Origin of the sequence: Agromyces sp. Marseille-Q5079, assembly GCF_051016555.1 — a bacterium.
Classification (GTDB): Bacteria; Actinomycetota; Actinomycetes; order Actinomycetales; family Microbacteriaceae; genus Agromyces.
Window position 1 is genome coordinate 83,705 of the sequence record NZ_JBPEJF010000006.1, and the last position, 21,237, is coordinate 104,941.

The 21,237-nt window shown below is 68.1% G+C and carries 19 protein-coding genes and 1 pseudogene; 14 read left to right on the top strand and 6 right to left on the bottom strand.

Going from position 1 to position 21,237, the window contains the following annotated elements:
• Positions 1 to 65 precede the first annotated feature (65 nt).
• On the bottom strand, positions 66 to 737 hold the full coding sequence (locus tag ACR3IO_RS14390; RefSeq protein WP_434071899.1) for a DUF6766 family protein: 672 nt from the start codon (positions 735 to 737) through the stop codon (positions 66 to 68).
• A gap of 245 nt (positions 738 to 982) precedes the next feature.
• On the opposite strand from ACR3IO_RS14390, the pseudogene ACR3IO_RS14395 reads away from it, so the two are divergent.
• The 5 genes and pseudogenes from ACR3IO_RS14395 (at position 983) to ACR3IO_RS14415 (ending at position 4,730) form a co-directional block, all read left to right on the top strand.
• Positions 983 to 2,159: pseudogene (locus ACR3IO_RS14395) on the top strand (alcohol dehydrogenase catalytic domain-containing protein).
• Complete coding sequence (locus ACR3IO_RS14400) at positions 2,132 to 2,626, top strand: CinA family protein (protein ID WP_434071900.1); 495 nt, start codon at positions 2,132 to 2,134, stop codon at positions 2,624 to 2,626. The pseudogene ACR3IO_RS14395 and the gene ACR3IO_RS14400 overlap by 28 nt, the downstream one beginning before the upstream one ends.
• 95 nt (positions 2,627 to 2,721) lie before the next feature.
• The gene (locus tag ACR3IO_RS14405) at positions 2,722 to 3,627 is read left to right on the top strand and encodes an SDR family oxidoreductase (protein WP_434071901.1); all 906 of its coding nucleotides are present in this window, start codon (positions 2,722 to 2,724) and stop codon (positions 3,625 to 3,627) included.
• Between the two features lie 232 nt (positions 3,628 to 3,859).
• Positions 3,860 to 4,132, top strand: coding sequence for a hypothetical protein (locus tag ACR3IO_RS14410; RefSeq protein WP_434071902.1), 273 nt, complete (start codon positions 3,860 to 3,862; stop codon positions 4,130 to 4,132).
• Between the two features lie 220 nt (positions 4,133 to 4,352).
• Complete coding sequence (locus ACR3IO_RS14415; protein ID WP_434071903.1) at positions 4,353 to 4,730, top strand: hypothetical protein; 378 nt, start codon at positions 4,353 to 4,355, stop codon at positions 4,728 to 4,730.
• Between the two features lie 131 nt (positions 4,731 to 4,861).
• Here ACR3IO_RS14415 and ACR3IO_RS14420 read toward each other — a convergent pair whose 3' ends face one another.
• The 3 genes from ACR3IO_RS14420 to ACR3IO_RS14430 form a co-directional block, all read right to left on the bottom strand.
• The gene (locus ACR3IO_RS14420; protein WP_434071904.1) at positions 4,862 to 5,344 is read right to left on the bottom strand and encodes a ferritin-like domain-containing protein; all 483 of its coding nucleotides are present in this window, start codon (positions 5,342 to 5,344) and stop codon (positions 4,862 to 4,864) included.
• A 271-nt stretch (positions 5,345 to 5,615) separates the two neighbouring features.
• On the bottom strand, positions 5,616 to 5,993 hold the full coding sequence (locus tag ACR3IO_RS14425; RefSeq protein ID WP_434071905.1) for an ATP-dependent DNA ligase: 378 nt from the start codon (positions 5,991 to 5,993) through the stop codon (positions 5,616 to 5,618).
• 302 nt (positions 5,994 to 6,295) lie between these two features.
• Positions 6,296 to 6,571 (bottom strand): helix-turn-helix domain-containing protein, encoded by a 276-nt coding sequence (locus ACR3IO_RS14430; protein WP_434072019.1) that lies wholly within the window; start codon positions 6,569 to 6,571, stop codon positions 6,296 to 6,298.
• Between the two features lie 66 nt (positions 6,572 to 6,637).
• Between ACR3IO_RS14430 and map the strand changes: the two genes are divergently transcribed.
• On the top strand, positions 6,638 to 7,408 hold the full coding sequence (gene map / locus ACR3IO_RS14435) for a type I methionyl aminopeptidase (RefSeq protein WP_434071906.1): 771 nt from the start codon (positions 6,638 to 6,640) through the stop codon (positions 7,406 to 7,408).
• Positions 7,409 to 7,651: 243 nt separating this feature from the next.
• On the opposite strand, the gene ACR3IO_RS14440 is transcribed toward map, so the two are convergent.
• Entirely contained in the window at positions 7,652 to 8,335 is a 684-nt protein-coding gene (locus tag ACR3IO_RS14440; RefSeq protein ID WP_434071907.1) for a TetR/AcrR family transcriptional regulator, read from the bottom strand.
• A 178-nt stretch (positions 8,336 to 8,513) separates the two neighbouring features.
• Between ACR3IO_RS14440 and ACR3IO_RS14445 the strand changes: the two genes are divergently transcribed.
• From ACR3IO_RS14445 to ACR3IO_RS14480, 8 genes are all read left to right on the top strand, one after another.
• Positions 8,514 to 9,845 carry an MFS transporter gene (locus ACR3IO_RS14445; RefSeq protein ID WP_434072020.1) on the top strand — a complete coding sequence of 444 codons (1,332 nt, stop codon included), beginning with the start codon at positions 8,514 to 8,516 and terminating at the stop codon, positions 9,843 to 9,845.
• 53 nt (positions 9,846 to 9,898) lie between these two features.
• Positions 9,899 to 12,589 carry a family 78 glycoside hydrolase catalytic domain gene (locus tag ACR3IO_RS14450; RefSeq protein WP_434071908.1) on the top strand — a complete coding sequence of 897 codons (2,691 nt, stop codon included), beginning with the start codon at positions 9,899 to 9,901 and terminating at the stop codon, positions 12,587 to 12,589.
• 76 nt (positions 12,590 to 12,665) lie between these two features.
• Entirely contained in the window at positions 12,666 to 13,904 is a 1,239-nt protein-coding gene (locus ACR3IO_RS14455) for a glycoside hydrolase family 1 protein (RefSeq protein ID WP_434071909.1), read from the top strand.
• Complete coding sequence (locus tag ACR3IO_RS14460) at positions 13,901 to 14,734, top strand: SDR family NAD(P)-dependent oxidoreductase (protein WP_434071910.1); 834 nt, start codon at positions 13,901 to 13,903, stop codon at positions 14,732 to 14,734. The genes ACR3IO_RS14455 and ACR3IO_RS14460 overlap by 4 nt, the downstream gene beginning before the upstream one ends.
• 5 nt (positions 14,735 to 14,739) lie before the next feature.
• Positions 14,740 to 15,591 (top strand): sugar phosphate isomerase/epimerase family protein, encoded by an 852-nt coding sequence (locus tag ACR3IO_RS14465; RefSeq protein WP_434071911.1) that lies wholly within the window; start codon positions 14,740 to 14,742, stop codon positions 15,589 to 15,591.
• Positions 15,588 to 17,333 (top strand): family 43 glycosylhydrolase, encoded by a 1,746-nt coding sequence (locus ACR3IO_RS14470; protein ID WP_434071912.1) that lies wholly within the window; start codon positions 15,588 to 15,590, stop codon positions 17,331 to 17,333. The genes ACR3IO_RS14465 and ACR3IO_RS14470 overlap by 4 nt, the downstream gene beginning before the upstream one ends.
• A 34-nt stretch (positions 17,334 to 17,367) precedes the next feature.
• On the top strand, positions 17,368 to 18,171 hold the full coding sequence (locus ACR3IO_RS14475; RefSeq protein WP_434071913.1) for an SDR family NAD(P)-dependent oxidoreductase: 804 nt from the start codon (positions 17,368 to 17,370) through the stop codon (positions 18,169 to 18,171).
• A gap of 233 nt (positions 18,172 to 18,404) precedes the next feature.
• The gene (locus tag ACR3IO_RS14480) at positions 18,405 to 19,907 is read left to right on the top strand and encodes an MFS transporter (RefSeq protein WP_434071914.1); all 1,503 of its coding nucleotides are present in this window, start codon (positions 18,405 to 18,407) and stop codon (positions 19,905 to 19,907) included.
• A 52-nt stretch (positions 19,908 to 19,959) separates the two neighbouring features.
• Here ACR3IO_RS14480 and ACR3IO_RS14485 read toward each other — a convergent pair whose 3' ends face one another.
• The gene (locus ACR3IO_RS14485; protein ID WP_434071915.1) at positions 19,960 to 21,120 is read right to left on the bottom strand and encodes a helix-turn-helix transcriptional regulator; all 1,161 of its coding nucleotides are present in this window, start codon (positions 21,118 to 21,120) and stop codon (positions 19,960 to 19,962) included.
• Positions 21,121 to 21,237 lie beyond the last annotated feature (117 nt).

The following is a 21,237-nucleotide window of genomic DNA, read 5'->3' on the forward strand; positions in this document are numbered from 1 at the left end:
GGTGACGGCCACCCAACAGCCACCTCAAGGAGCCCTACGGTGGGGCGAGTTGCGCATCGCCTGACCTACTCGCTGTCGACCGCGCTCTCCGCATGGGGTGCGCCGACGGGCTTGGACTCCGAGCTGCCGCGCTGGCGCAGCACGATCGAGAGGGCGACCATGCTGCCGACGGCGAGGAACTCGGATTGCCAGTTCTGCAGGGTGCGGTTCCAGAAGTCCGCGCCGATCATGTATTCCGCGACGGTGACCGACGGTTGTCCGTGTTCGGCTTGCTCCTGGTTGTACACGGTAGTGCCGGCCAAGGCCTGCGCGAGCCAGGAGAGCAGGAACACGGTACCCATGGCGAGGAGGAGCGAGTTGCTGTAGATCCAGGTGCGCCAGCCGCCGACCTTCGCCCATTTGGGGGAGTCGGGTCGTGCGTGCGCGCCGACGAGTTGCTCCTCGTCCGTGCCGACGCCTTCGTCGCCGGGCTTCTTGGACTCGGGGGAGCCCTTCTGAACGAGCCAGATGGTGGCGAGGATGAAGAGGAAGAACTGCAGGTACTCCGATTGCCAGTTCTCGGCGACGTCGACGACGAAGGCCGATGAGGTGACGAACCCGAGCCAGGTCGCGGCGGCCGCGCCGTGCGCGATCTGGTCCTCGTTGAAGGCGAAGAGTCCTGCGATCGACTGGCCGATGAGGGCCAGTACGAAGATGACGCCGAAGAACAGGCTCAGGGTGTGCTGTTTCACTCGCATCCGGATCACCGCCCTGTCGCGATGATGACGAACATGTAGGCCAGTCCGAGCACGATCGCCGCGGACCACATCGAGAAGATCACCCTCATGGCCTCGACCGTACTGCGAGAACGCCGCTTCGCCCGGATTCGGTCGGGGCGTCGGCCTGTCGCTGCCGTCGACGAGTGAGCGGCAGGTGCTACCTCGTGCGAGTTCAGGATGTCCAGCCCCTTGAGTGCAGTTCGAAGCTCGGCGAGGGTCGATGCATGAGAGCACTCACGTGGCAGGGTACGGGCAAGGTCAGCGTCGAGACGGTACCGGATCCGGACATCGAGGAGCCGACGGACGCGATCATCCGGGTGACCTCGACGGCGATCTGCGGTTCGGACCTGCACCTGTACAACGTGCTCGGGCCGTTTCTGTCGAAGGGGGACATCCTCGGGCACGAACCGATGGGCGTGGTCGAGGAGGTGGGCTCCGGTGTCGCGAACCTCGCGGTCGGCGATCGCGTCGTGATCCCATTCATCATCGCCTGCGGCGAGTGCCACATGTGCCGGCGCGGCCTGACGACGCAGTGCGAGGTGACGCAGAATCGGCGGACCGGCACGGGCGCCGACCTCTACGGGTACACCGAGCTGTACGGCTCGGTCCCGGGCGGGCAGGCCGAGTACCTGAGGGTGCGGCGAGCGGATGCGAACGCGTACCCGGTCGGCCATGACCTTCCCGACGAGCGGTACCTGTTTCTCAGTGACATCCTGCCGACAGCCTGGCAGGGGGTGCAGTACGCGAACGTGCCGGAGGGGGGAACGCTCGCGGTGCTCGGGCTCGGGCCGGTCGGGCAGTTCGCGGCGCGCATCGGCCGACATCTCGGCCATCGGGTGATCGCCGTCGACCCGGTGCCCGAGCGACGGGCGATGGCCGAACGGCACGGCATCGAGACCTTCGACCTCAGTGACGACCTGCTCGAAGCGGCTCCGCGATGGGACGGGCGGGCGGGGGCCGGACAGCGTGGTCGACGCGGTCGGCATGGAGGCGCACGGCAACCCGGGCGTCGAGTTCGTGCAGAAGGCGGTCGGCATCCTTCCGGATGCCGCGGCGAAGCCGCTGATGCAGAAGGCCGGCGTCGATCGGCTCGCTGCGCTTCATCTCGCCCTCGATCTCGTGCAGCGCGGCGGCACCGTGTCGCTCAGCGGGGTCTACGCCGGCGCCGCGGACCCGATGCCGTTCATCTCGATGTTCGACAAGCAGATCGCTCTGCGCATGGGGCAGTGCAACGTGCACCACTGGCGGGACGAGCTGCTGCGGCTCGTCGAGGACCCCGCGGATCCGCTCGGCGTTGAGGACCTGGTGACGCATCGCGTGCCGCTCGATCGGGCGCCGGAGATGTACGAGACGTTCATGAAGAAGGAGGACGGATGCATCAAGGTCGTCCTCGAACCGTGATCGCCGAGCTCGCGGAGGACTGCGCCCGCGCTGCACTCGTGACCGGTGCGCGGGTGGTCGTCGCCGAGTCCTTGACCAGTGGTGCGATCGCGGCCGCGCTGGGCAAGGCGAGCGATGCAAGCGAGTGGTTCGCAGGATCGGTCGTCGCGTACAGTTCCGAGATCAAGCAGCGGGCGCTCGGGGTGGAGCCGGGCCCGGTCATCACGGCTCCAGTCGCGCGGCAGATGGCGACCGGCGCACTCGCGTTGGCCGGTGCCGACGTCGTCGTCGCGGTCACCGGCGCCGGGGGACCAGGACCGGAGGAAGGGCAGCCGCCGGGAACCGTGTTCCTCGCGTGCGGGAACCGTCGGCGTGGCATCGAGGTGCAGGAGTTGCGTCTGAACGGCGACCCGACCGAGGTCGTCGAGGGCACGGTTGAGGCGGCACTCCGCGCTCTCGTACTTGAGTTGGGCATCGACGCCGGCTGAGAGCTGCCGCACACCCGACTGGTGTCCGGGTAGCGACGACGGGGACTGGGCGCAAGGCCCTGCCGCGATCCCATCGCCGAACGTAGATTCGCTCCATGAGCGAGCGCACACGAGACCAGTACACGTTCACCGACCCGTCGAAGCTCTACGCCGAGTACGACCCGAAGCGCCAGCACCAGCCGGAGCCCGGCCTCGAGGCGAAGCTCGACCCGAGGCCCGACCTGGGCGAGGAGACCTACCGCGGCACCGGCCGCCTGCAGGGCCGCAAGGCACTCGTGACCGGGGCGGACTCCGGCATCGGCGCGGCCACGGTGATCGCCTTCGCGCGCGAGGGCGCCGACGTGGTCATGGCGTACCTGCCGGAGGAGGAGACCGACGCGCAGCGCATCGCCTCGATCGCACAGGAAGCCGGTGTGCAGGTGTTCACGATGCCGGGCGACCTGCGCGACGCCGAGTACTGCCGCGACCTCGTCGCCCGCGCGGCGAAGTCGCTCGGCGGGCTCGACCTCGTCGTGAACAACGGCGGCAAGCAGGTCTACGTCGAGGAAATCACCGAGCTCGACGACGACCAGTTCGACGACACGTTCAAGACAAACGTGTACGCCATATTCTGGATCACGAAGGCCGCGGTGCCGCACCTCCGTCCGGGATCGACGATCATCAACACGACATCCATCCAGGCCTACGAGCCGTCGCCGATCCTCGTCGACTACGCCTCGACGAAGGCGACCATCAACGCGTTCACGAAGGCGATCGCCCAGCAGCTCGCGCCGAAGGGCATCCGCGTGAACGCGGTAGCGCCAGGACCGGTCTGGACCGTGCTCCAGGTGACCGACGGCCAGCCCCCGGAGAAGCTCGAGGAGTTCGGCGAAAACACCCCGCTGGGCCGGATGGGCCAGCCCGCGGAACTCGCTCCGGCGTTCGTCTTCCTCGCCTCCGCGGAATCCAGCTACGTCATCGGAGAGACGCTCGGGGTAACGGGTGGCAAGGTCACGCCCTGACGTTCGCGCCGTCCCGTGGTCGACATCGCGTGCGAGTCGCGGACGCGAGAGACCTTTTCCGCCGCACGTCAATCCCCTCCCGTCTCGTGAATCATCGACCTACCGTCGTGACACCGGGCGTTACTGACCCCGGTGCGAGCAAGGAGCACGTGATGACCCCTTCAGACCCTCGGAGCCCTTCGACCCCTCCGAGACCCTCGACCGCACACGCTCCGCGCCAGGCGGTGCGGGCATGAGCACGATCGCCGACCTCGCGCCGCGCGGCGATCGTCCGCGGCGGCGACACGGACTTCCACCGATCGGCCTCTGGTGGCCGAGACTGGAGCATCCTCTGCAATGGGAACTGCTGGAGAACCTCGACGCACCGTTGCGTCCGGCCGTCGTGCGGCGGGTCTTCGACCTCTGCGACCTCGAGGACCGGCCACTGCCGCTCGGCCTCGTGCGTCTCGACGTCGACGAGCGTGCCTTCATCGCAGGTTGGGCCCACACGCTTTCGTGGGACTGACGTTGTCGCATCTGTCGACAGCGCAGAACGTCGGGCGCTGTGGTCGGCCGAGTAGCGCCTCGCGTGACCGGCGCGGAATGAATGCCTCATCGCCATCAACGACGACGAACGAGCTGCGGCACGTCGCGGCGAGTGGCGCGCCGGCGAACGTCTTGGCCACGGCCGAGTTCGACCGGAGAGCCGATGTACTCGGCGCGCCTTGGTGCTCTACGCTGCATCTATGGGATCGCTGTACTACGGCAATTCGCAGACGCCGATCGGCATTGAGGATCGTGCGCTCGCGCACTTGAAGGTCGCAATCATGACGAAGCTTCGGCGCGGTGAATCGTTCACCTTGGGCTGGACTCATGCCAAGGACCAGCCACGCGGACGCAGCACGATCTGGCTGCATCCCACCATCCCTCTCCGGTTCGTCTTCGACGAGCCCGAGACGCCGGAGCTGAGCCGCCAGTGGATCGAAGACCTGATGCGTTCGGCCAATAGCACCGGCGGAATCCAGCTCGTCCCCGAGCACTTGGACACCGATCCCATCGCGATCGGCGAGCAGCAGCCCGTTCAGGTCGGTGCCGACGTGCAACGTGTCGAGACGGACGGCTGAACGGTTACAACTTGTTCCGCTGGAGGAACGGGTTCCTGACCCCGAGAGGTGTCGCATCCGCCCCCAAGAGGGATCGCGACCCGATTGGCTGAGGACGAAGATTCGATCCTTCAGACGACCCGTTGCGAAGGTTACCCGAGCAGTTTCTCGAGGGTGGTGCGGAGCTCCTCACTCGTGTGCGTCTCCTGATCGAGGTTCGCTTGGAGAAGGGCGACGACGTCGGTGAGACCGTGCGCCCTCGCAGGCAGAATGAGGGCCTCGTAGGCCGAGATCTCGTAGTGCTCGTTCCCGAGAGCGCTCGAGACGGCGACTTGGTCGCGCAGTTTCGGAGCACTGCGCTCGAGGAGGGAGGCCGCCTGCTTCGAGATGCCCTTGGTGCTCGGCGAGGGCGCCGTGGATTCCTTGTAGCCGAGCAGCTTGAACGCCTGCTGCAGGTTCGCGACCTGCTCCTCGGTCTCGGTAGCGTGGTGGCGGAACAGCTTCTTGATCTCTGGACTCTTCGCAGCTTTCGCGAGTTCGCCGAGGGCCGCGAGGGAGTCATGTTCCATTGTCATCGCGGTGCGCAATTGGAAACGCAGGAGTTCTTCAGGCGTATTGAGGGTCTGCTGAACCATGGGGGTGTCCTTTCGTGCCTGGCGATCCCCGGGTACGGGGTCGAGTTCATGCTCGCCCCAGGCGGAAGTGCTGAACAGGGGTTGACGAAATGCACCTAACGCCTCCGGCTGCGCGCCGACTACCGCGATGGCGTGTGGCGCTCGACGCGATCTCGGCACACCGGCTCCGAAGCTGTCGAAGAGGGGATGGAGCTCGCGCGAATCTTCGGAATACTCGAGTAATCACGCCCCTCGGGGCGAGGCAATGGACGATCATCGGGGCGACTCGGCATCAGGGCTCGGCCTTGACATGTGGCGGAACAGCGGGCCGCTTCGCAGCGCGCCCCTCTGCAAGGCGACGGGCACCGTCGCCCGTCACAGCGGGTTCCTTCGTCACGACCAGACCACGCGAACTGTTCGCGGACTCGAACAGATCTTCCACCCAGGCGTCGTTGATTGAAGGTGGCCGCCCGCCCGAGAATCTGAAGTAGAGATTCTGCGCGGGATGAATCCAGATCGCGCTGTGCCCGCTGCCAGTCTCGACCGAGTTTCGCCACGACATGAGGAAGCTTTCGCCACGCCTGATCTTCTGTACGATCACGATCTGCAGGTGCGCGAGTAGCCGATCGTCGAACTCGACGAGCACGCCATCGTATTGCAGTGTTCCCATGTCGGCCCCGATCGCCGCAGCAGCAGCGGCTCGTATGCGACGATCGACGCTTGGTGCGTGCTACGAGTATTGCACTTACCCGTGAAGATGGCTCGTCGCCCGGCACAGCTGGATCACGTCGGCTTCCCCGCAATACAAGAACGCGTCCTCGCGGCTGAACGCCGGATGTGCGCCTCTGTCTCGTAGAGATCGACGTTCGTACCGAGGTCGGTCGGTTCGGACGGACCTCGGTAGTGTCTTCGGACGCATAGTGCTCACTCATAACGTCCGCTGAAGGATCGTTGACCGTCCGTCGGCCGACCTCAGACGGAGAGGCGGTCAACTGGGTCGACGCCCGTCACGCTGGACTCGGCAGCGAGCGTATCAAGCGAGAGATCAAGAGCCGATGCGACCGCGGTGACGGTGGCGAACGAGGGGGTGACCATTCGACCGGTCTCGATCTTGCGGAGGGTCTCCGGCGAGATTCTCGCCGCCGACGCGACGTCGAGAATCGAACGGTTCCCGCGGGCGCGCCGAAGGAGAGCACCGAGACGCCGGCCCCGCTCCATGGCCTCCGGGCTGTGCGGCAAGCGAACCATCATCATGAGTCGAAGCCTACCGGTATAGTTTGACCGGTATTTTCATACCACTGACTGGAGCGCCCGATGATCGAGATCTTCCGTACCTCCGACCTCGACCGCGCTCGATCGGCCGGCGCAGTGGTCGCGAACACGCTGAGCGAGTTGCGGGAACGAGCGGCGGTAGGGGTGAACCTCCTGGACATCGATGACTGGGCACGTCAGCTCATCGCCAAGGCGGGCGCGCGGTCCTGCTACGTCGACTACGCGCCGTCGTTCGGGAACGGGCCCTTCAGCCATTACATCTGCACGGCGGTGAACGACGCCGTTCTCCATGGGATGCCGCACGACTACGTGCTCGAAGACGGAGACCTGCTCACCCTCGACCTCGCCGTACTCAAGGATGGGATGGCGGCCGATGCCGCGATCAGCTTCATCGTCGGTCCGACCCGACCCGCGAGCAGCCTCCAACTCATCGAGGCCACGGAGGAGGCCCTTGCAGCAGCCATCGACGCAGCTCGTCCTGGCAATCGCATCGGCGACATCTCCCACGCCATCGGCTCCGTGCTCGAGGAGGCCGGCTACTCGATCAACACGGAATTCGGCGGGCACGGCATCGGCTCCGTCATGCACGGCGACCCCCATGTGCCCAACGCCGGCCGCCCCGGCCGCGGCTACAAGTTGCGCCCCGGCCTGCTTCTCGCGCTCGAACCCTGGGTAATGGAGGACACTGATGCCCTGATCACCGACGCTGACGGATGGACCCTGCGGAGCGCCACCGGCTGTCGCACTGCGCACAGCGAGCACACCATCGCGATCACCACCGGCGCCCCCGAAATCCTCACGACACAGCGATAAGGCGAACGCACGTCGCAACCCGGAGAATCAGTACGACCAAAGACGGGGTTCGTGAGCGCTCCCGGGTGAGCCGCATCGTCAGTGGTGTGCTTGGGACTCGGGTGTCCGTACCTCCCCCCGGATGAAATTGCCCGCGAAGGTACCTCAAGCGCGACGCCGCGGCCGGATCGGGTGGTTGTCCGATGGCTGGTCGCACCCCTCCAATCCATGGGCAAGCTGCACTGTGTCGCAGCGTCCGCGTGGTCAGTCCGACCGTGACGATGCGTCGAGGGTGCCGCGCCGGTCGTCGTCGGTCGTGATGAGGCGCATGAACGTCTCGAGCAGAGGCAGGGTCTCGCGCGACGGGTCGAAGAGGGCCTGGATGCGAAGTCCATCCATCATCGCCATGAGCATGGTGACCTTGTCGTCTGCGGTGAGCTCTTCACTGTCGTGTGCGGTGGTGAGTTGGCCGCTCGAGAAATGCACGCGCATGCGCTCGCGTCGCGCGATGAAGAAGTCGTGCGCAGGGTGCTCGGGATTCGTTGCGGCGACTGTGATCGCGAGCCAGTTGCGCTGGTGTTCTGGGTGGGAGAACTCGTCGGCGAGCACGCTCGAGAGCACGCGCTCGGCCGAGACCTTCGACTGCATGATGCGGCGCGCCATCTCCTCGTCGTCGTCGTCGCGCTGCGCGAGGGCGGCGAGGAGGAGATCGTCCTTGCTGGCGAAGTGCCGGAGGAGTGCGGCGTGCGTCAGGTTGGCCCTGGCAGCGATGTCGCGGAGGGATGCGCGCTCGTACCCGTGCTCGGCGAAGCTCGCGAGTGCTGCGCGAACGATCTCGGCGCGGCGTGCCGGCGTGCTCGCGTACGGCCCGCGGGGGCCCCGGGGCGCGGAGGTCCGCGCCGCGCCGTCCGACGCCATCGCGATGACCGACGAGTTCGAACCGTGCATGTCTTCTCCCTGTCGGCCCATTCATGGAGTCTGGCAGACCAGCATCCGAAGCCGACTTGCCAATCGTAACCGCTGTGGTTACTCTTGGCCACAAGGTAACCAATCTGGTTACTTTTGAGGAATCCCTCAGCACGGCCCGCGTACGATCGCGTGGTCGGCTTCACCGATGAAGGAGTCAATGGTGACGAAGAACGAGCCGGGCGCGGAGCACGCCGCCGGCCTCGCCGTGTCCGACGCGAATGTCGCGCCGGTGGTCGACAGCGCCGTGGTCGAGCCGCAGCAGCCGATGAGCAAGGGCTACATCGTCTGGCTCATGCTCGCGAGCTTCGGGGCGTCGATGGCGATGATGGTCCCGCTCTCGTACGGCATCGCGGTGCGGATCACCGAGCTCGCGCCGGGCCACGAAGAGTTCCTGGGATTCATCACGGGCATCGCACAGGCCGTCTACCTCGTCATCAGCCCGCTCGTCGGCATCTGGAGCGACCGCACGCGCTCGCGGTTCGGCCGCCGGAGCCCGTTCATCTACCTCGGCACCGCGATCGGCCTCGCGGGACTCGTCGTCATCGGCCTTGCGCCGAGCCTGCTGTTCGTCGGTGCCGGTTGGGTGCTCGGCATGGTCGGCTGGTCGATCGCCGGTGCGGCCCTCCAGACGATCCAGGCCGACAAACTGCCCGAGTCGCAACGCGGCAAGGTGTCGGCCCTCACCGGCCTCATGACGCAGATCGCACCGGTGCTCGGCATCGGCGTCGCCTACGCGGTGTCGTCGAACACGTTCCTGGTCTTCGTCGTGCCGGGCGCGATCGGCGCCGTGCTGCTCGCGCTCTTCCCGCTCATCAAGCCCGAGGGCAGCTCGAAGGGCCTCGCTCCGTCGACGCAGGTCACGGTCAGGTCCGTCGTCTCGAGCTACGGCTTCAACATCCGCAAGTACCCCGACTTCGCGTGGAACTGGCTCGGTCGTTTCATCTTCTTCATCGGCCTGTACTTCAACACCACGTTCGGCACGTTCTTCTATGCACAGCGACTGGACATGCCCGTTCGCGAGGTCGCCGGAGTGGTCGCCACCGTCGGCATGGTCGGTGTGCTCGCCGCGACGATCGGCGCGCTCGTGGGCGGGTTCCTGTCTGACAAACTCCAGCGCCGGCGCCTGTTCGTGATGATCGCCGCAGTGCTCTTCGTGGTCGGCGCGGTCCTCGAGGCCACGGCGTGGACGCTTCCGCAGATCATCGCCGGTGCGGTCGTCATGCAGTTGTCGATCGCCGTCTTCGCGACCGTCGACCAGGCGATCGTGTATGCGATCATCCCGGAGCGCAACGAGGCGGGCCGCTACATGGCCGTCATCCAGTTCGCTCAGAAGATCCCGAGCGCGATCGCTCCGATGCTCGCCGGCGTGGTGATCACCCTCGGTGCGATCGCCGGCGAGAAGAACTACACGCTGCTGTATCTCGCGGGCGGCGTGTTCGCCCTCGTCGGCGGCCTCATCATCCTGCTCAAGGTCAAGTCGATCCGCTGACCCGGGCGCCGCCCGCCCCGATCTCCCAGCATCAGCGAAGGAAGCGATCCATCATGCTCACCGCACCCTCCGACCTGGCCGTCGACGCAGGCGGCGACGGTTTCACCGTCACCAGTGCTGCGCCGCGGCTCTCGTGGAAGGACCCCGTCGACCGCGACATCCGCACCGCCTATGTGGTCGAAGCCGTGATCGACGATGCTGAGCCGCTCGTCGCCGAGGTGACCGGCCGTCGCCTGGTCGTCTGGCCGTTCCAGGCTCTGCGAAGCGGTCAGCAGGTGCGGTGGCGCGTTCGCGTCGCGTCCGAGGGAGCGACGGATGCCGCGTGGTCCGCGTTCGCGGTGTTCGAGGCGGGTCTCCTCGACGAAGACTGGACCGCGCAGTGGATCTCGCCGGTCGAGGCGCCCGTCGGCTCCGACGACGACCCTGGATACGGGCGGCGCGCGGCCCACGTGCTCGCGGGCGGCTTCACGGTCGCCGGCGCGGTCGTGACCGCACGGCTCTACTCGACCGCGCTCGGGCTCTACACGGCAACCGTGAACGGCGAGCGCGTCGGCACGGTCGAGCTCGCGCCGGGTTCCACGTCGTACGACCGCACGCTCTATGCGCAGGCCGCCGACGTCACGGCCCTCGTCCGCGACGGTGTCAACGTGATCGAGCTCGAGCTCTCCGACGGCTGGTTCCGCGGTCAGGTCGGCGCGTTCCGGCTCCCCGCGGGATGGGGCACGACGCTGGGTGCCCGCATCGAACTGCACCTCGAGTTCGCCGACGGTACCCGGCGGGTCGTGGTCAGCGACGAGACGTGGACGAGCCGCCGCTCGGCGATCACGCGCGCCGACCTCATGGACGGGCAGACCCTCGACCTCTCGGCGCCGCGCGCGGCCGCGGCATCCGTCCTCGTCGATGTCGTCGACGCACCGTCGATCGACTGGTCGCCCGCGCCACCGGTCCGCGTCGTCGAGACGCGCACGCCGGTCGAGCTCCGCCGCCTCGCCGACGGCGCGTGGCTTGCCGACTTCGGGCAGAACGCGTCCGGGTGGATCCGACTCACCGACCTCGGCGCACCGGGCACCCGCACGGTGCTCGAGTACGGCGAGGCGCTCGGCCGCGACGGCGATCTCGACACGTCGCACCTCGACTCCGAGCGGCCCGAGGGGCGCATGGCGTTCGTGCAGCGCGACGAGGTCGTCGCGGGGGAGCAGGGGGGCGACTTCGAGCCCCGCCACACCGTGCACGGCTTCCGGTACGCGCGGATCGCGAGGTCCGACGGCGGCACGCTCGCACCGGCATCCCTCGAGATGCGCATCGTGCAGACCGACCTCCGCCGTACCGGCGCGTTCGCGTGCAGCGACGACGACCTGAACCGCCTGCACGAGATCGCCGACTGGAGCTTCCGCGGCAACGCGGTCGACGTGCCCACCGACTGCCCGACCCGCGAGCGGCTCGCCTGGACCGGCGACTACCAGGTCTTCGCGCCGATGGCGACGCGCCTCTACGACGTGCACGGCTTCAGCCGCAAGTGGCTGCGGTCGGTGCGTGACGACCAGCTCGACGACGGTCGCATCGCGAACTTCTCGCCCGACGGCCGGCGCATCAAGCACCACCTCGACGACCAGTTCGCGATGATGACCGGTTCGTCGGGCTGGGGCGACGCGATCGTCGCCGTGCCGTGGGAGCTCTACCAGGCGTACGGCGACGAACAGGTGCTCGCCGAGAACGTCGGCGCGATGGTGCGCTGGGTCGAGTGGGCGCTCGAGCAGGCGCGCACGACCAGGCACTTCGCCCGCGTGCAGGCCTCCGCCGAGCCCCAGCCGTTCGAGCAGTACCTCTGGGACGGCACCTTCCACTGGGGCGAATGGACCGAACCGCGGGAGCGCGATGTCGATGGAAATCGCATCGACCCGATCAAGCACGATCCGATGGCCTGGTTCATGGCGGACAAGGGCGAGGTCGGCACGGCCTACCTGCATCGGTCGACCGCGACGCTCGCGCGCATCTGCGCCATCCTGGGCCGCGACGAGGATGCCGCCCGCTACGCGGCGAGCGCCGAGCGCATCGCCGACGCCTGGCGGCAGGCGTACCTCCGCCCCGACGGCACGACCGCGACCGACACCCAGGCCGCCTATGTCCGCGCCCTCGCGTTCGGCCTCGTGCCCGACGAGCTGCGCGAGGCCGCGGCCGACCAGCTCGTCGCGCTGATCAGGGAGGCGGGCACGCACGTCGGCACCGGCTTCCTGGCGACCGGCGACCTGCTCCCGGTGCTCGCAGACCACGGGCGGGCGGATGTCGCGTACGAACTCCTGCAGCAGCGCAGCGCGCCGTCGTGGCGGTACATGCTCGACCGCGGCGCGACCACGGTCTGGGAGGACTGGGAGGGCATCGACGAGCACGGCGACGCCCACGAGTCCCTGAACCACTACAGCAAGGGCGCCGCGATGCGGTTCCTGCACACCCACACTCTCGGGCTCCGGCAGGACGCCGACTCGATCGGCTGGGAGCAGGTCGTCATCGAGCCCGTTCCGGGCGGCGGGCTCACGTGGGCACGTGGTTCGCACGACGGCCCGCAGGGCTCGATCACGGTCGAGTGGCGGATCGAGGGCGAGCGGATGTCGCTGACCGCCGAGATCCCGTCGGGCACGAGTGCCCGCGTGGTGATGCCCGACGGCACCGAGCACCGGATCCCGGCGGGCCGATTCACGACCTCGGCACCACTGCCCGCGTACGATGCCGCGCCCGCCACGGCGTGACCCCGTCGCCGCGGCATCGGCACGCGGCATCCAGAACCGAAATCACACCCGCTCAACGAACGAGAGGAACGAACCCATGACCGCCTTCCCCGATGGATTCCTGTGGGGTGCCGCAACTGCGGGCCACCAGATCGAGGGCAACAACGTGAACAGCGATTGGTGGGCGCGCGAGCAGATGATGCCCGGCATGGAGCTCTCCGGCGACGCCGTCGACAGCTACCACCGCTACGCCGAGGACATCCGACTGCTCGCAGAAGCCGGGCTGACGTCGTACCGGTTCAGCCTGGAGTGGTCCCGCATCGAGCCGGTGCGCGGGCACTTCTCGAAGGCCGAGCTCGCGCACTACCGGCGCCTGATCGACTGCTGCCTCGAGCATGGCGTGACCCCGGTGGTGACGCTGCAGCACTTCACCACGCCGCAGTGGTTCGCCGCGCTCGGCGGCTGGGACGGCCCCGACGCGCAGGACCTGTTCTGCGCCTATGTCGAGCAGGCCTGCACGATCCTCGACGGCGTCGAGTGGGTCGCGACCATGAACGAGCCGAACATGCAGGCCGCCATCATGACCGCGATGCGCCACCTCGCGGCATCCGGCGGCGAGTGGACCAGTCCCACGGTCGAGGCCGACGGCGACGACGAGAAGAAGCAGACCCACAGCGAGTTCCTCACGTACGCCGATCCCGAGATCGGGCGCCTGTTCACCCGCATCCACCATGCGGCCCGCGCGATCGTACGCGAGCGCACCGGCGCGAAGGTCGGTTGGACGATCGCGGCCGGCGCGCTGACCGCGGCGCCCGGCGGCGAGGAGAAACTCCTCCAGATCCGCTACGGCAAGGAGGACGTGTACTGGGAGGGAAGCCGCGGCGACGAATTCGTCGGCGTTCAGGCGTACTCGACCCAGCAGGTCGACGCGAACGGACTCGTGCCCCACCCGCCCGCACCCGACAACACGCTCGTCGGCACCGCCTACCGTCCCGACTCGCTCGCGATGGCGGTGCGCCACGCGTGGGAGGTGAGCGAGCACACCCCGATCGTGATCACTGAGAACGGCATCGCGACCGCCGACGACGCGCAGCGCATCCGCTACACCGACGAAGCCCTGCGGGGCCTCGCAGACACGATCGCCCACGGCATCGACGTGCGCGGTTACCTGCACTGGTCGCTGCTCGACAACTTCGAGTGGGGCCACTGGGAGCCGACGTTCGGGCTCATCGCGGTCGACCGCGACACGTTCGTGCGCACCCCGAAGCCGAGCCTCGCCTGGCTCGGCGCGGTCGCCCAGCGCAACGGGCTCGAGTCGGCGGAGGTCGCAGCGTGAGCTTCCCGTTCGCAGACGTCTCGACTCGGTCGCTGACCGACCTGCTCTCGCTCGCCGGCCGCCGCGCCGTCGTCACCGGTGCCGCACAGGGGCTGGGTAAGGCCATCGCGGCGCGTCTGGCCGAAGCCGGTGCAGACCTCCTGCTGATCGACCTGAACGAGGACGCCGCGCGCGCCGCCGCAGCGGAGCTCGCCGACCGATACGGTGTTCGCGTCGCGAGCACGCACGCCGACGTCACCGACGCGGCCTCGGTCGCGGCCGCCGCAGACCTCGCGGTCGCCGAACTCGGCGGCATCGACGTCTGGGTCAACAACGCCGGGATCTTCCCGAACGCGCCTGTCACGATGATGCCCGACGAGATGTGGGACGCAACGTTCGCGGTCAACGCACGAGGCGTGTTCCTCGGTTCGCGTGAAGCCGCGCGTCGCATGTCGGCCGGCGGATCCGGCGGCGTCATCGTCAACATCATCTCGACGGCGGGCGTGCAGGTGGCGTTCCCGGGCATGGCCGCCTACGTGGGATCGAAGCATGCGGCGCTCGGCATGACGAAGTCGCTCGCGGTCGACCTGGCACCCCTCGGCATCCGCGTGCTCGGCGTCGCGCCGAGCTTCGTGCCGACCGAGGGCAACCTCGCGGCGGCGAAGGCCGGCGCCGAGGCGGCGGCCGCGGCCGGCGTCGAGATGCCGCCGCTCGACGTGATGAGCACGAGCATGATCGGCCGCATGGGCACCCCCGACGACATCGCGCGCGTCGTGCTCTTCGCCGCGAGCGACCTCTCGATGATCATGACGGGCAGCACGCTCCTCGCCGACGCGGGCGAGACGGTCTGAGGGACGTGTTCACCACACGACCGATCAGCGTGCAGCTGTACACGGTGCGCCACGAACTGGACGACCTGGATGCGACGCTCGGGCGCCTCGCGGACGCCGGCGCTCAGGCCGTCGAGCCGTTCTCGGTGTACGACCGCCCAGCAGAGCTCGCCGCCGCCGCGGCGGCGAACGGGCTCGCGATCCCGACCGCCCACGCACCGCTGCTCTCCGACACGATCAGGCTCGCCGGACGCGAGGTGCCGGTGCCGCCCGCTTCCGCCGCCCTCGCCGCAGCGCGGGCGCTCGGCGCCGACATCCTGATCGACCCGATGGTCGACGCGGACCGCTGGCGTACCGCCGACGACATCGCCCTGACCGCCGACCGGATGAACGCGCTCGTCGAGCTGGCCGCCGCCGAAGGGCTGGTGGTCGGCCACCACAACCACTCGTTCGAGTTCCATCACCGCATCGGCGATCTGACCGCGTACGAGTATTTCGTATCGCTCCTCGATGAGCGCGTCGCCCTCGAGCTCGACGTCTACTGGGCGGCGGCCGCGGGGCAGGATGTGCCGGCGCTCGTCGAGCGGCTCGGCTCCCGGGTCCGCGCGCTGCATCTCAAGGATGCCGCCCGGGCGGTCGACGTCTTCGCCGCCGGTGGTGACTACGACCCTGCGGCGCTCACGCAGTGCGCGCTCGGGTCGGGGCGTCTGGCGAACGACGAGGCTCTCGCTGCCGCGCCTGCAACCTGTCTTCCGGTCGTCGAGTTCGATCATGTCGAGGACGCCTTCACCGCGATCGCCGCGTCGATCGCGCACCTGGAGGCGATTCGTACGCCGGCTGGGCTGCTGCCGACGGATGCCGCGGGGGCGACCTCGTGACCGCGCGGATCGTCTGCAACCCGCTCGACCTCGCCTACCGGTATCAGGACGTGCGGACGCCGTTCGCCGGTCGCAGCGTGCACCGCGAAGCGGCCGACCCCACGGTCGTCTTCTTCCGCGGCCGGTACTTCATGTTCGCGTCGATGACCCGAGGGTTCTGGTACTCCGACGACCTGGTCGAGTGGACGTTGCAGCCGAGCGAGAGGATCCCGGCGATCGACTATGCGCCCGACGTCCGCGAGGTCGACGGTGCGCTGCTCTTCACGGCGTCGCGGCGCACGAATGGCCGCTTCTTCCGCAGCGTCGATCCCCTCGCCGATGACTTCGAGGAGGTTGCCCCGAGCGACATCGCGTTCTGGGACCCCGACACCTTCCAGGACGACGACGGCCGGCTCTACCTGTACTGGGGCTGCTCCCACAAGGAACCGATCCAGGGCGTCGAGCTCGACCGTGCGACGCTGCAGCGCATCGGCGAGCCCGTGCCGCTGATCGCCGCCGACACTGAGACCCGCGGATGGGAGCGAACCGGCGACGACTACGTGCCCGTCGTGCGCCGCGGGCTGATGGGCAAGGTGATGGACGCCTACATCGGCGACGCGCCGTTCATCGAGGGGGCGTACATGACCCGCGTCGGTGACCGGTACCACCTGCAGTACGCGGGGCCGGGCACGCAATTCAACACGTACGCCGACGGCGCCTACGTGGGCGATGGGCCGCTCGGCCCGTTCGTGTACGACCCGCACAGCCCGTTCTCGTCGAAGCCCGGGGGCTTCATCACAGGCGCGGGGCACGGCAGCACCTTCCAGGATCGGCACGGCAACTGGTGGCATGTCGCAACCATGCGCGTCTCGGTCAACGCCGATTTCGAGCGACGGATCGGCCTGTTCCCGGCCGGGTTCGACGATGACGGCGTGCTGTTCTGCAACCAGAACTTCGCGGACTACCCGATGCAGGTGCCCGACCGTGCGTTCGACCCGTGGACTGAGGCATCCCCGGGTTGGATGCTCCTGTCGCACCGCGCTGTCGCGATCGCCTCGTCGTCGGCCGACGGGCACGACCCGGCGCTCGCGACCGACGAGTCGGTGCGCACCTGGTGGGTCGCCGGCACGGATCGACCGGGGGAGTGGCTGCAGCTCGACCTCGGCGCCGAGGCGACCGTCCACGCGCTGCAGGTCAACCTCGCCGACCACGGCCTCGCATCGCGCGCACCCAAGCGCCGCGATCTCGCGAAGGCGACGTTCGGCAAGCGCGCCGTCTTCCCGGACCCGCAGCCGACCGAGGCTCGTCTCGAGCTCTCGCTCGATGGGGTGGAATGGGCGGTCGTGCACGACACGATCGGCACGCGCGAGGACGCCCCGCACGCGTTCGTCGTCCTGCCCGAGGCGCGACGTGCACGGTACATCCGGGTCACCGCGGGCGCGATGCCCTTCGGCGGTGCCTTCGCCGTGAGCGGGTTGCGGGTGTTCGGCCTCGCCGACGTGCCCCTTCCCGGTGCGGCCGACGTCCGCGGCGAACGGCGCGATCCGCGCACGGCCTCGTTGCGGTGGGACGCCGTGCCGGGCGTCGTGGGCTACAACGTGCGGTACGGGCTCTCGCCCGACAAGCTCTACCACTCGTGGCTCGTCTACGACCGGACCGACCTCGAGGTCGGGTCGCTGAACGCGGGGCATCCGTATTGGTTCGCCGTCGACAGCTTCAACGGCGCCGGCGTCACACCCGGCGCCGCGGTCTGCCTCCACTGACCCAGCCCCCACCTCTCAGAGACAGGAACCGAACATGCACATCGCACAGAAGGTCTTCGTCGTCACCGGCGCCGGCAACGGCATCGGACGCGAGACGACGCTCCGCCTCCTCACCGGCGGAGCATCGGTCGCCGGCGTCGATCTCAACGCCGACGGGCTCGCCGAGACAGCCCGGCTCGCCGGGGCAGGCGACCGTTTCTCGCCCCACGTCGTGAACATCACCGATCGTGAGGCGGTCGCGGGGCTTCCCGCCGCCGTCGAGGCGGTGCACGGTCAGGTCGACGGCATCGTGAACATCGCCGGCGTGATCCAGCAGTTCGTGAAGGTCGTCGACCTGCCGTTCTCCGAGATCGACAAGGTCATGAACGTGAACTTCGGCGGCGTCATGAACATGTGCAAGGCGTTCCTGCCGACGCTGCTCGCGCGCCCTGAGGCGGCGATCCTCAACGTTGCGAGCATGGGCTCCTACGCGCCTGTGCCCGGCCAGGCCGTCTACGGCGCCTCCAAGGCCGCGGTCAAGCTCCTGACCGAGGCGCTCTACGCGGAGCTCCTCGACACGAACGTGCAGGTGGGCGTCGTGTTCCCGGGCGCGATCGGCACCGATATCGCGGCGAACTCGGGAGTCAGCCTGGCGGGCGACGCATCGACCGAGACCGCCACGTACAAGACGACCAGCCCGGTCCAAGCGGGCAAGGTGATCGTCACGGCGATCGAGAAGGCTCGATTCCGCGCCACGATCGGCTCCGACGCGGCGGCGATGGACCGGCTGGCCCGCCTCAATCCGCGGTTCGCGACCACGCTCATCGCGAAGCAGATGGGCGAACTCCTCGAGGCGTGACGGCCGGAGTTCCCGGTGACGCGGGCCAGAGCGCAGTCGCATGCGCTCTGGCCCGCGTTCGTCATGTGGTGCTGTCTCCGCGCCTGCAGGTTGCGCCGGTTCTCTTCTATGTCCGCTCGGCGGCTTCTATCGGGCGGGCTGCTCGTCTTCCTACTCTTGCCTTCGGCTCATCAGGAGGCCGACGGAATGAGCCGTCGGCAGACCGAGCGGATTCTCGAAGGAGCGAACACGCAATGGCGCGTAACCCGAAGCAGACGGCCAGCGAGGCGGACGGCGTCACCTACCGTCGCGCCAAGACGTGGGAGATCGCCCTCTCCCAGATGAACAACGGCTCGGCGATGATCTTCTACGTCCTCGTCGGCCTCATGAGCTACCTGCAGAACGCCGGCTACGGCATCGCGGTCGTCGCGGCGGGGCTCATCCTCACGCTCACCCGCGTCTTCGACGGACTCATCGACCCGCTGCTCGGGCTGATCATCGAGAAGGTCGACTTCCGGTTCGGCAAGCTGCGCTTCTTCATGCTCGGTGGGTGGGCGATCCGATCCCTTGCGATCCTGCTGCTCTTCGTCTGGGCCCCCGACAGTGGGTTCGGCGCCGTGTTCTTCATCGCGATCTACGTCGTCTACATCGTCGGGTCCTCGATGAACGACATCGCCGGGCAGATGACCGGACCGGTGCTCACCAACGACCCTCGGCAGCGGCCGTCCGTGCAGGTGTGGGCCACCGTCTACGCGTACTTCGTGCCCGCGATCTTCTCGATCCTCTCGACGGTGGTCTTCCTGCCGCGCCACGGCAACCAGTTCACGGTCGAGATGCTGAGCGAGACCGCGCTCACCTACGTGGCCTGCTCGCTGGTCTTCCAGGTTCTCGCCTGCGTCGGCGTCTCCCGCGTCGACAAGCCCGAGAACTTCGCCCACGTCTCGGTCGACCGCGCCAAGGCCGACGTCTCGATGCGCGACATGTGGAACCTGCTGACCAAGAACGGGCCGTTCCAGCGCTACCTGATCAGCGGCGCGGCCGACAAGCTCGCCCAGGTGGTGAAGTCGCAGGCCGTCATCGGGACGCTCATGTGGGGCATCCTGCTCGGCAACATGCAGCTCGGATCGGTGCTCGGCCTCATCGCGATCCTCCCGGGAATCGTGTTCGCGATCTTCGGTTCGCGCTACACCGGCAAGCACGGCTCCAGGGCCGCCACCATCACGTGGACCTGGCTCTGCCTGATTCTCGCCGTGATGCTGACCGTGTTCTGCCTGGTGGTCGACATGGGCTCCATTCTCGGCAACTTGGGGCTCACGATCGGGTTCTTCCTCGTCTACCTGCTGCTGAACGGCACCTCGATGGTGGTCACCGTCGCGCAGGGCGCCATGCGGGCCGACGTCATCGACTACGAGCTCGACCGCTCAGGTAAGTTCCTGCCGGCCACGGTCACGGCGACGTACAACATCGTCGACCAGGTCATCTCGTCGCTCGGGGCAGCGCTGGCTCTCGGCGCCGTCGCCCTGATCGGGTTCACGGCGGTGATGCCCCAGCCCACTGACAGCCCGTCGACGGCGATCCTGCTGATGAGTCTCGCGTTGTTCTTCGGCCTGCCGATCCTCGGATGGGCGATCTCGCTGATCGCCATGCGCGGCTACAAGCTCGACCGAACCGAGATGATCGAGGTGCAGAAGCGGGTCGCCGAGAAGAAGGAAGCGCTGCAGGCGGCGGACATCGAAACCGAGGGCGTGCTCGCCTGACGAGCGCCGATCTCGAAGGCCGCGGATCGCAGATCCGCGGCCTTCGAGCGCGTCAGGCCGTGTGGGCCTCGCGATAGGCGGTCGGCGTCATCCCGTGCGACTCTCGAAAGACCTTGACGAAGTAGTTCGCGTCGTCGTAGCCGACGAACAGCGCGATATCGCGCACGCTCTGCGTCGTCGTGGCGAGCAGTCGGGCCGCGCGCTCGGCCCGCTGCTGGGCTGTGTACGCGACGATGGTCATGCCGGTGGCCGACTTGAAGCGGCGCGCGAGCGTGGAGGCGGACACTCCGAGCCGGTCCGCGAGCTCGGTCGTCGAGACATGGCTGCTGAGATGGAGGTCGATCTCGTCGGCGACGCGCCGTACGAGCGGCGGATACTCGCGCTGGTTGTGGCGTCGGACGTACCGGCAGAATTCCGTGACCATCTGCGCGGTGAACGAGGCGGAGCGTTTCGGGTCAGAAGAATGGCCGATGCGGTGCAGCCGTTGCGCATACTCCTGTGAGATCGCGTCGACGGTCACCGGCGGCAGCCCGCCGCGCTGCGCCGCGACGCGGGCCATGATCCGCAAGATGGTCGTGCCGAGGAACGGCGTGTTCAGGTAGCTGATCGTCTGCGGCATCCGACCCATGCGTTGCAAGGCGGAGAGTGCCCGTTCGGAAGAGCCCTCCTCGACCGCGTCCATGAACTCCCGTTCGAGTCGGTACCGCTCTTCGATCACGGTGAATGCGGCGGATTGCAGAGCCTCGCCGACCCCAGGGGCGATCGTCCCGCCTTCGGCCTCGACCTCGCGAAGGCTGCCGAGCGCGTCCTCGCCGCCACCTGCGCGAAGCAGGCTGGCAGCTCCGCGGTAGACGTACTCGGCGTCGACGATCGCGTACCTGGTGCGGTAGTGCTTGTAGATCGGGAGGTGGGCACTGGGAATGCCCAACCGGCTCATGGCCTCTTCCGCGACACCCGGATGCATGGGCTCGTGCGTATACGGGCCGATGACGAGCAGGCGGTCATCCCAGCGGACGAGTGCGATCGCCATCCCGAGCGGCTCACGGATCTCATGCACCACCTGCCGGTCCATGTCGCGCACGAACCCTCGGAGCACCGACGCAGTGAAGGCAGGTTGGATGCGCGGGTCGAGGCAATGCGCCGACTCGAACGCCTCGAGCGCCGGTGCGATGTCGGTCGTGAGTTCGATCGGGCAGCTCAGGACCTCGGCCACCGCGGCCGCGATGGGCTCGAGGGCATCCTGCGGATGCGCTTGCGCATGCGACGTCGTCGTCATCGAGGTGCCTCGGTTCGTGTGACCTGCAAGAGTGTGCCGAATCAGTTCTGATCG

Bases quoted from the DNA above. Each gene is read 5' to 3' on its own strand.
- ACR3IO_RS14390 (WP_434071899.1), bottom strand. From the start codon at position 737: ATGCGAGTGAAACAGCACACCCTGAGCCTGTTCTTCGGCGTCATCTTC.
- ACR3IO_RS14400 (WP_434071900.1), top strand. From the start codon at position 2,132: ATGCATCAAGGTCGTCCTCGAACCGTGATCGCCGAGCTCGCGGAGGAC.
- ACR3IO_RS14405 (WP_434071901.1), top strand. From the start codon at position 2,722: ATGAGCGAGCGCACACGAGACCAGTACACGTTCACCGACCCGTCGAAG.
- ACR3IO_RS14410 (WP_434071902.1), top strand. From the start codon at position 3,860: ATGAGCACGATCGCCGACCTCGCGCCGCGCGGCGATCGTCCGCGGCGG.
- ACR3IO_RS14415 (WP_434071903.1), top strand. From the start codon at position 4,353: ATGGGATCGCTGTACTACGGCAATTCGCAGACGCCGATCGGCATTGAG.
- ACR3IO_RS14420 (WP_434071904.1), bottom strand. From the start codon at position 5,344: ATGGTTCAGCAGACCCTCAATACGCCTGAAGAACTCCTGCGTTTCCAA.
- ACR3IO_RS14425 (WP_434071905.1), bottom strand. From the start codon at position 5,993: ATGGGAACACTGCAATACGATGGCGTGCTCGTCGAGTTCGACGATCGG.
- ACR3IO_RS14430 (WP_434072019.1), bottom strand. From the start codon at position 6,571: ATGGTTCGCTTGCCGCACAGCCCGGAGGCCATGGAGCGGGGCCGGCGT.
- map (WP_434071906.1), top strand. From the start codon at position 6,638: ATGATCGAGATCTTCCGTACCTCCGACCTCGACCGCGCTCGATCGGCC.
- ACR3IO_RS14440 (WP_434071907.1), bottom strand. From the start codon at position 8,335: ATGCACGGTTCGAACTCGTCGGTCATCGCGATGGCGTCGGACGGCGCG.
- ACR3IO_RS14445 (WP_434072020.1), top strand. From the start codon at position 8,514: ATGGTGACGAAGAACGAGCCGGGCGCGGAGCACGCCGCCGGCCTCGCC.
- ACR3IO_RS14450 (WP_434071908.1), top strand. From the start codon at position 9,899: ATGCTCACCGCACCCTCCGACCTGGCCGTCGACGCAGGCGGCGACGGT.
- ACR3IO_RS14455 (WP_434071909.1), top strand. From the start codon at position 12,666: ATGACCGCCTTCCCCGATGGATTCCTGTGGGGTGCCGCAACTGCGGGC.
- ACR3IO_RS14475 (WP_434071913.1), top strand. From the start codon at position 17,368: ATGCACATCGCACAGAAGGTCTTCGTCGTCACCGGCGCCGGCAACGGC.
- ACR3IO_RS14480 (WP_434071914.1), top strand. From the start codon at position 18,405: ATGGCGCGTAACCCGAAGCAGACGGCCAGCGAGGCGGACGGCGTCACC.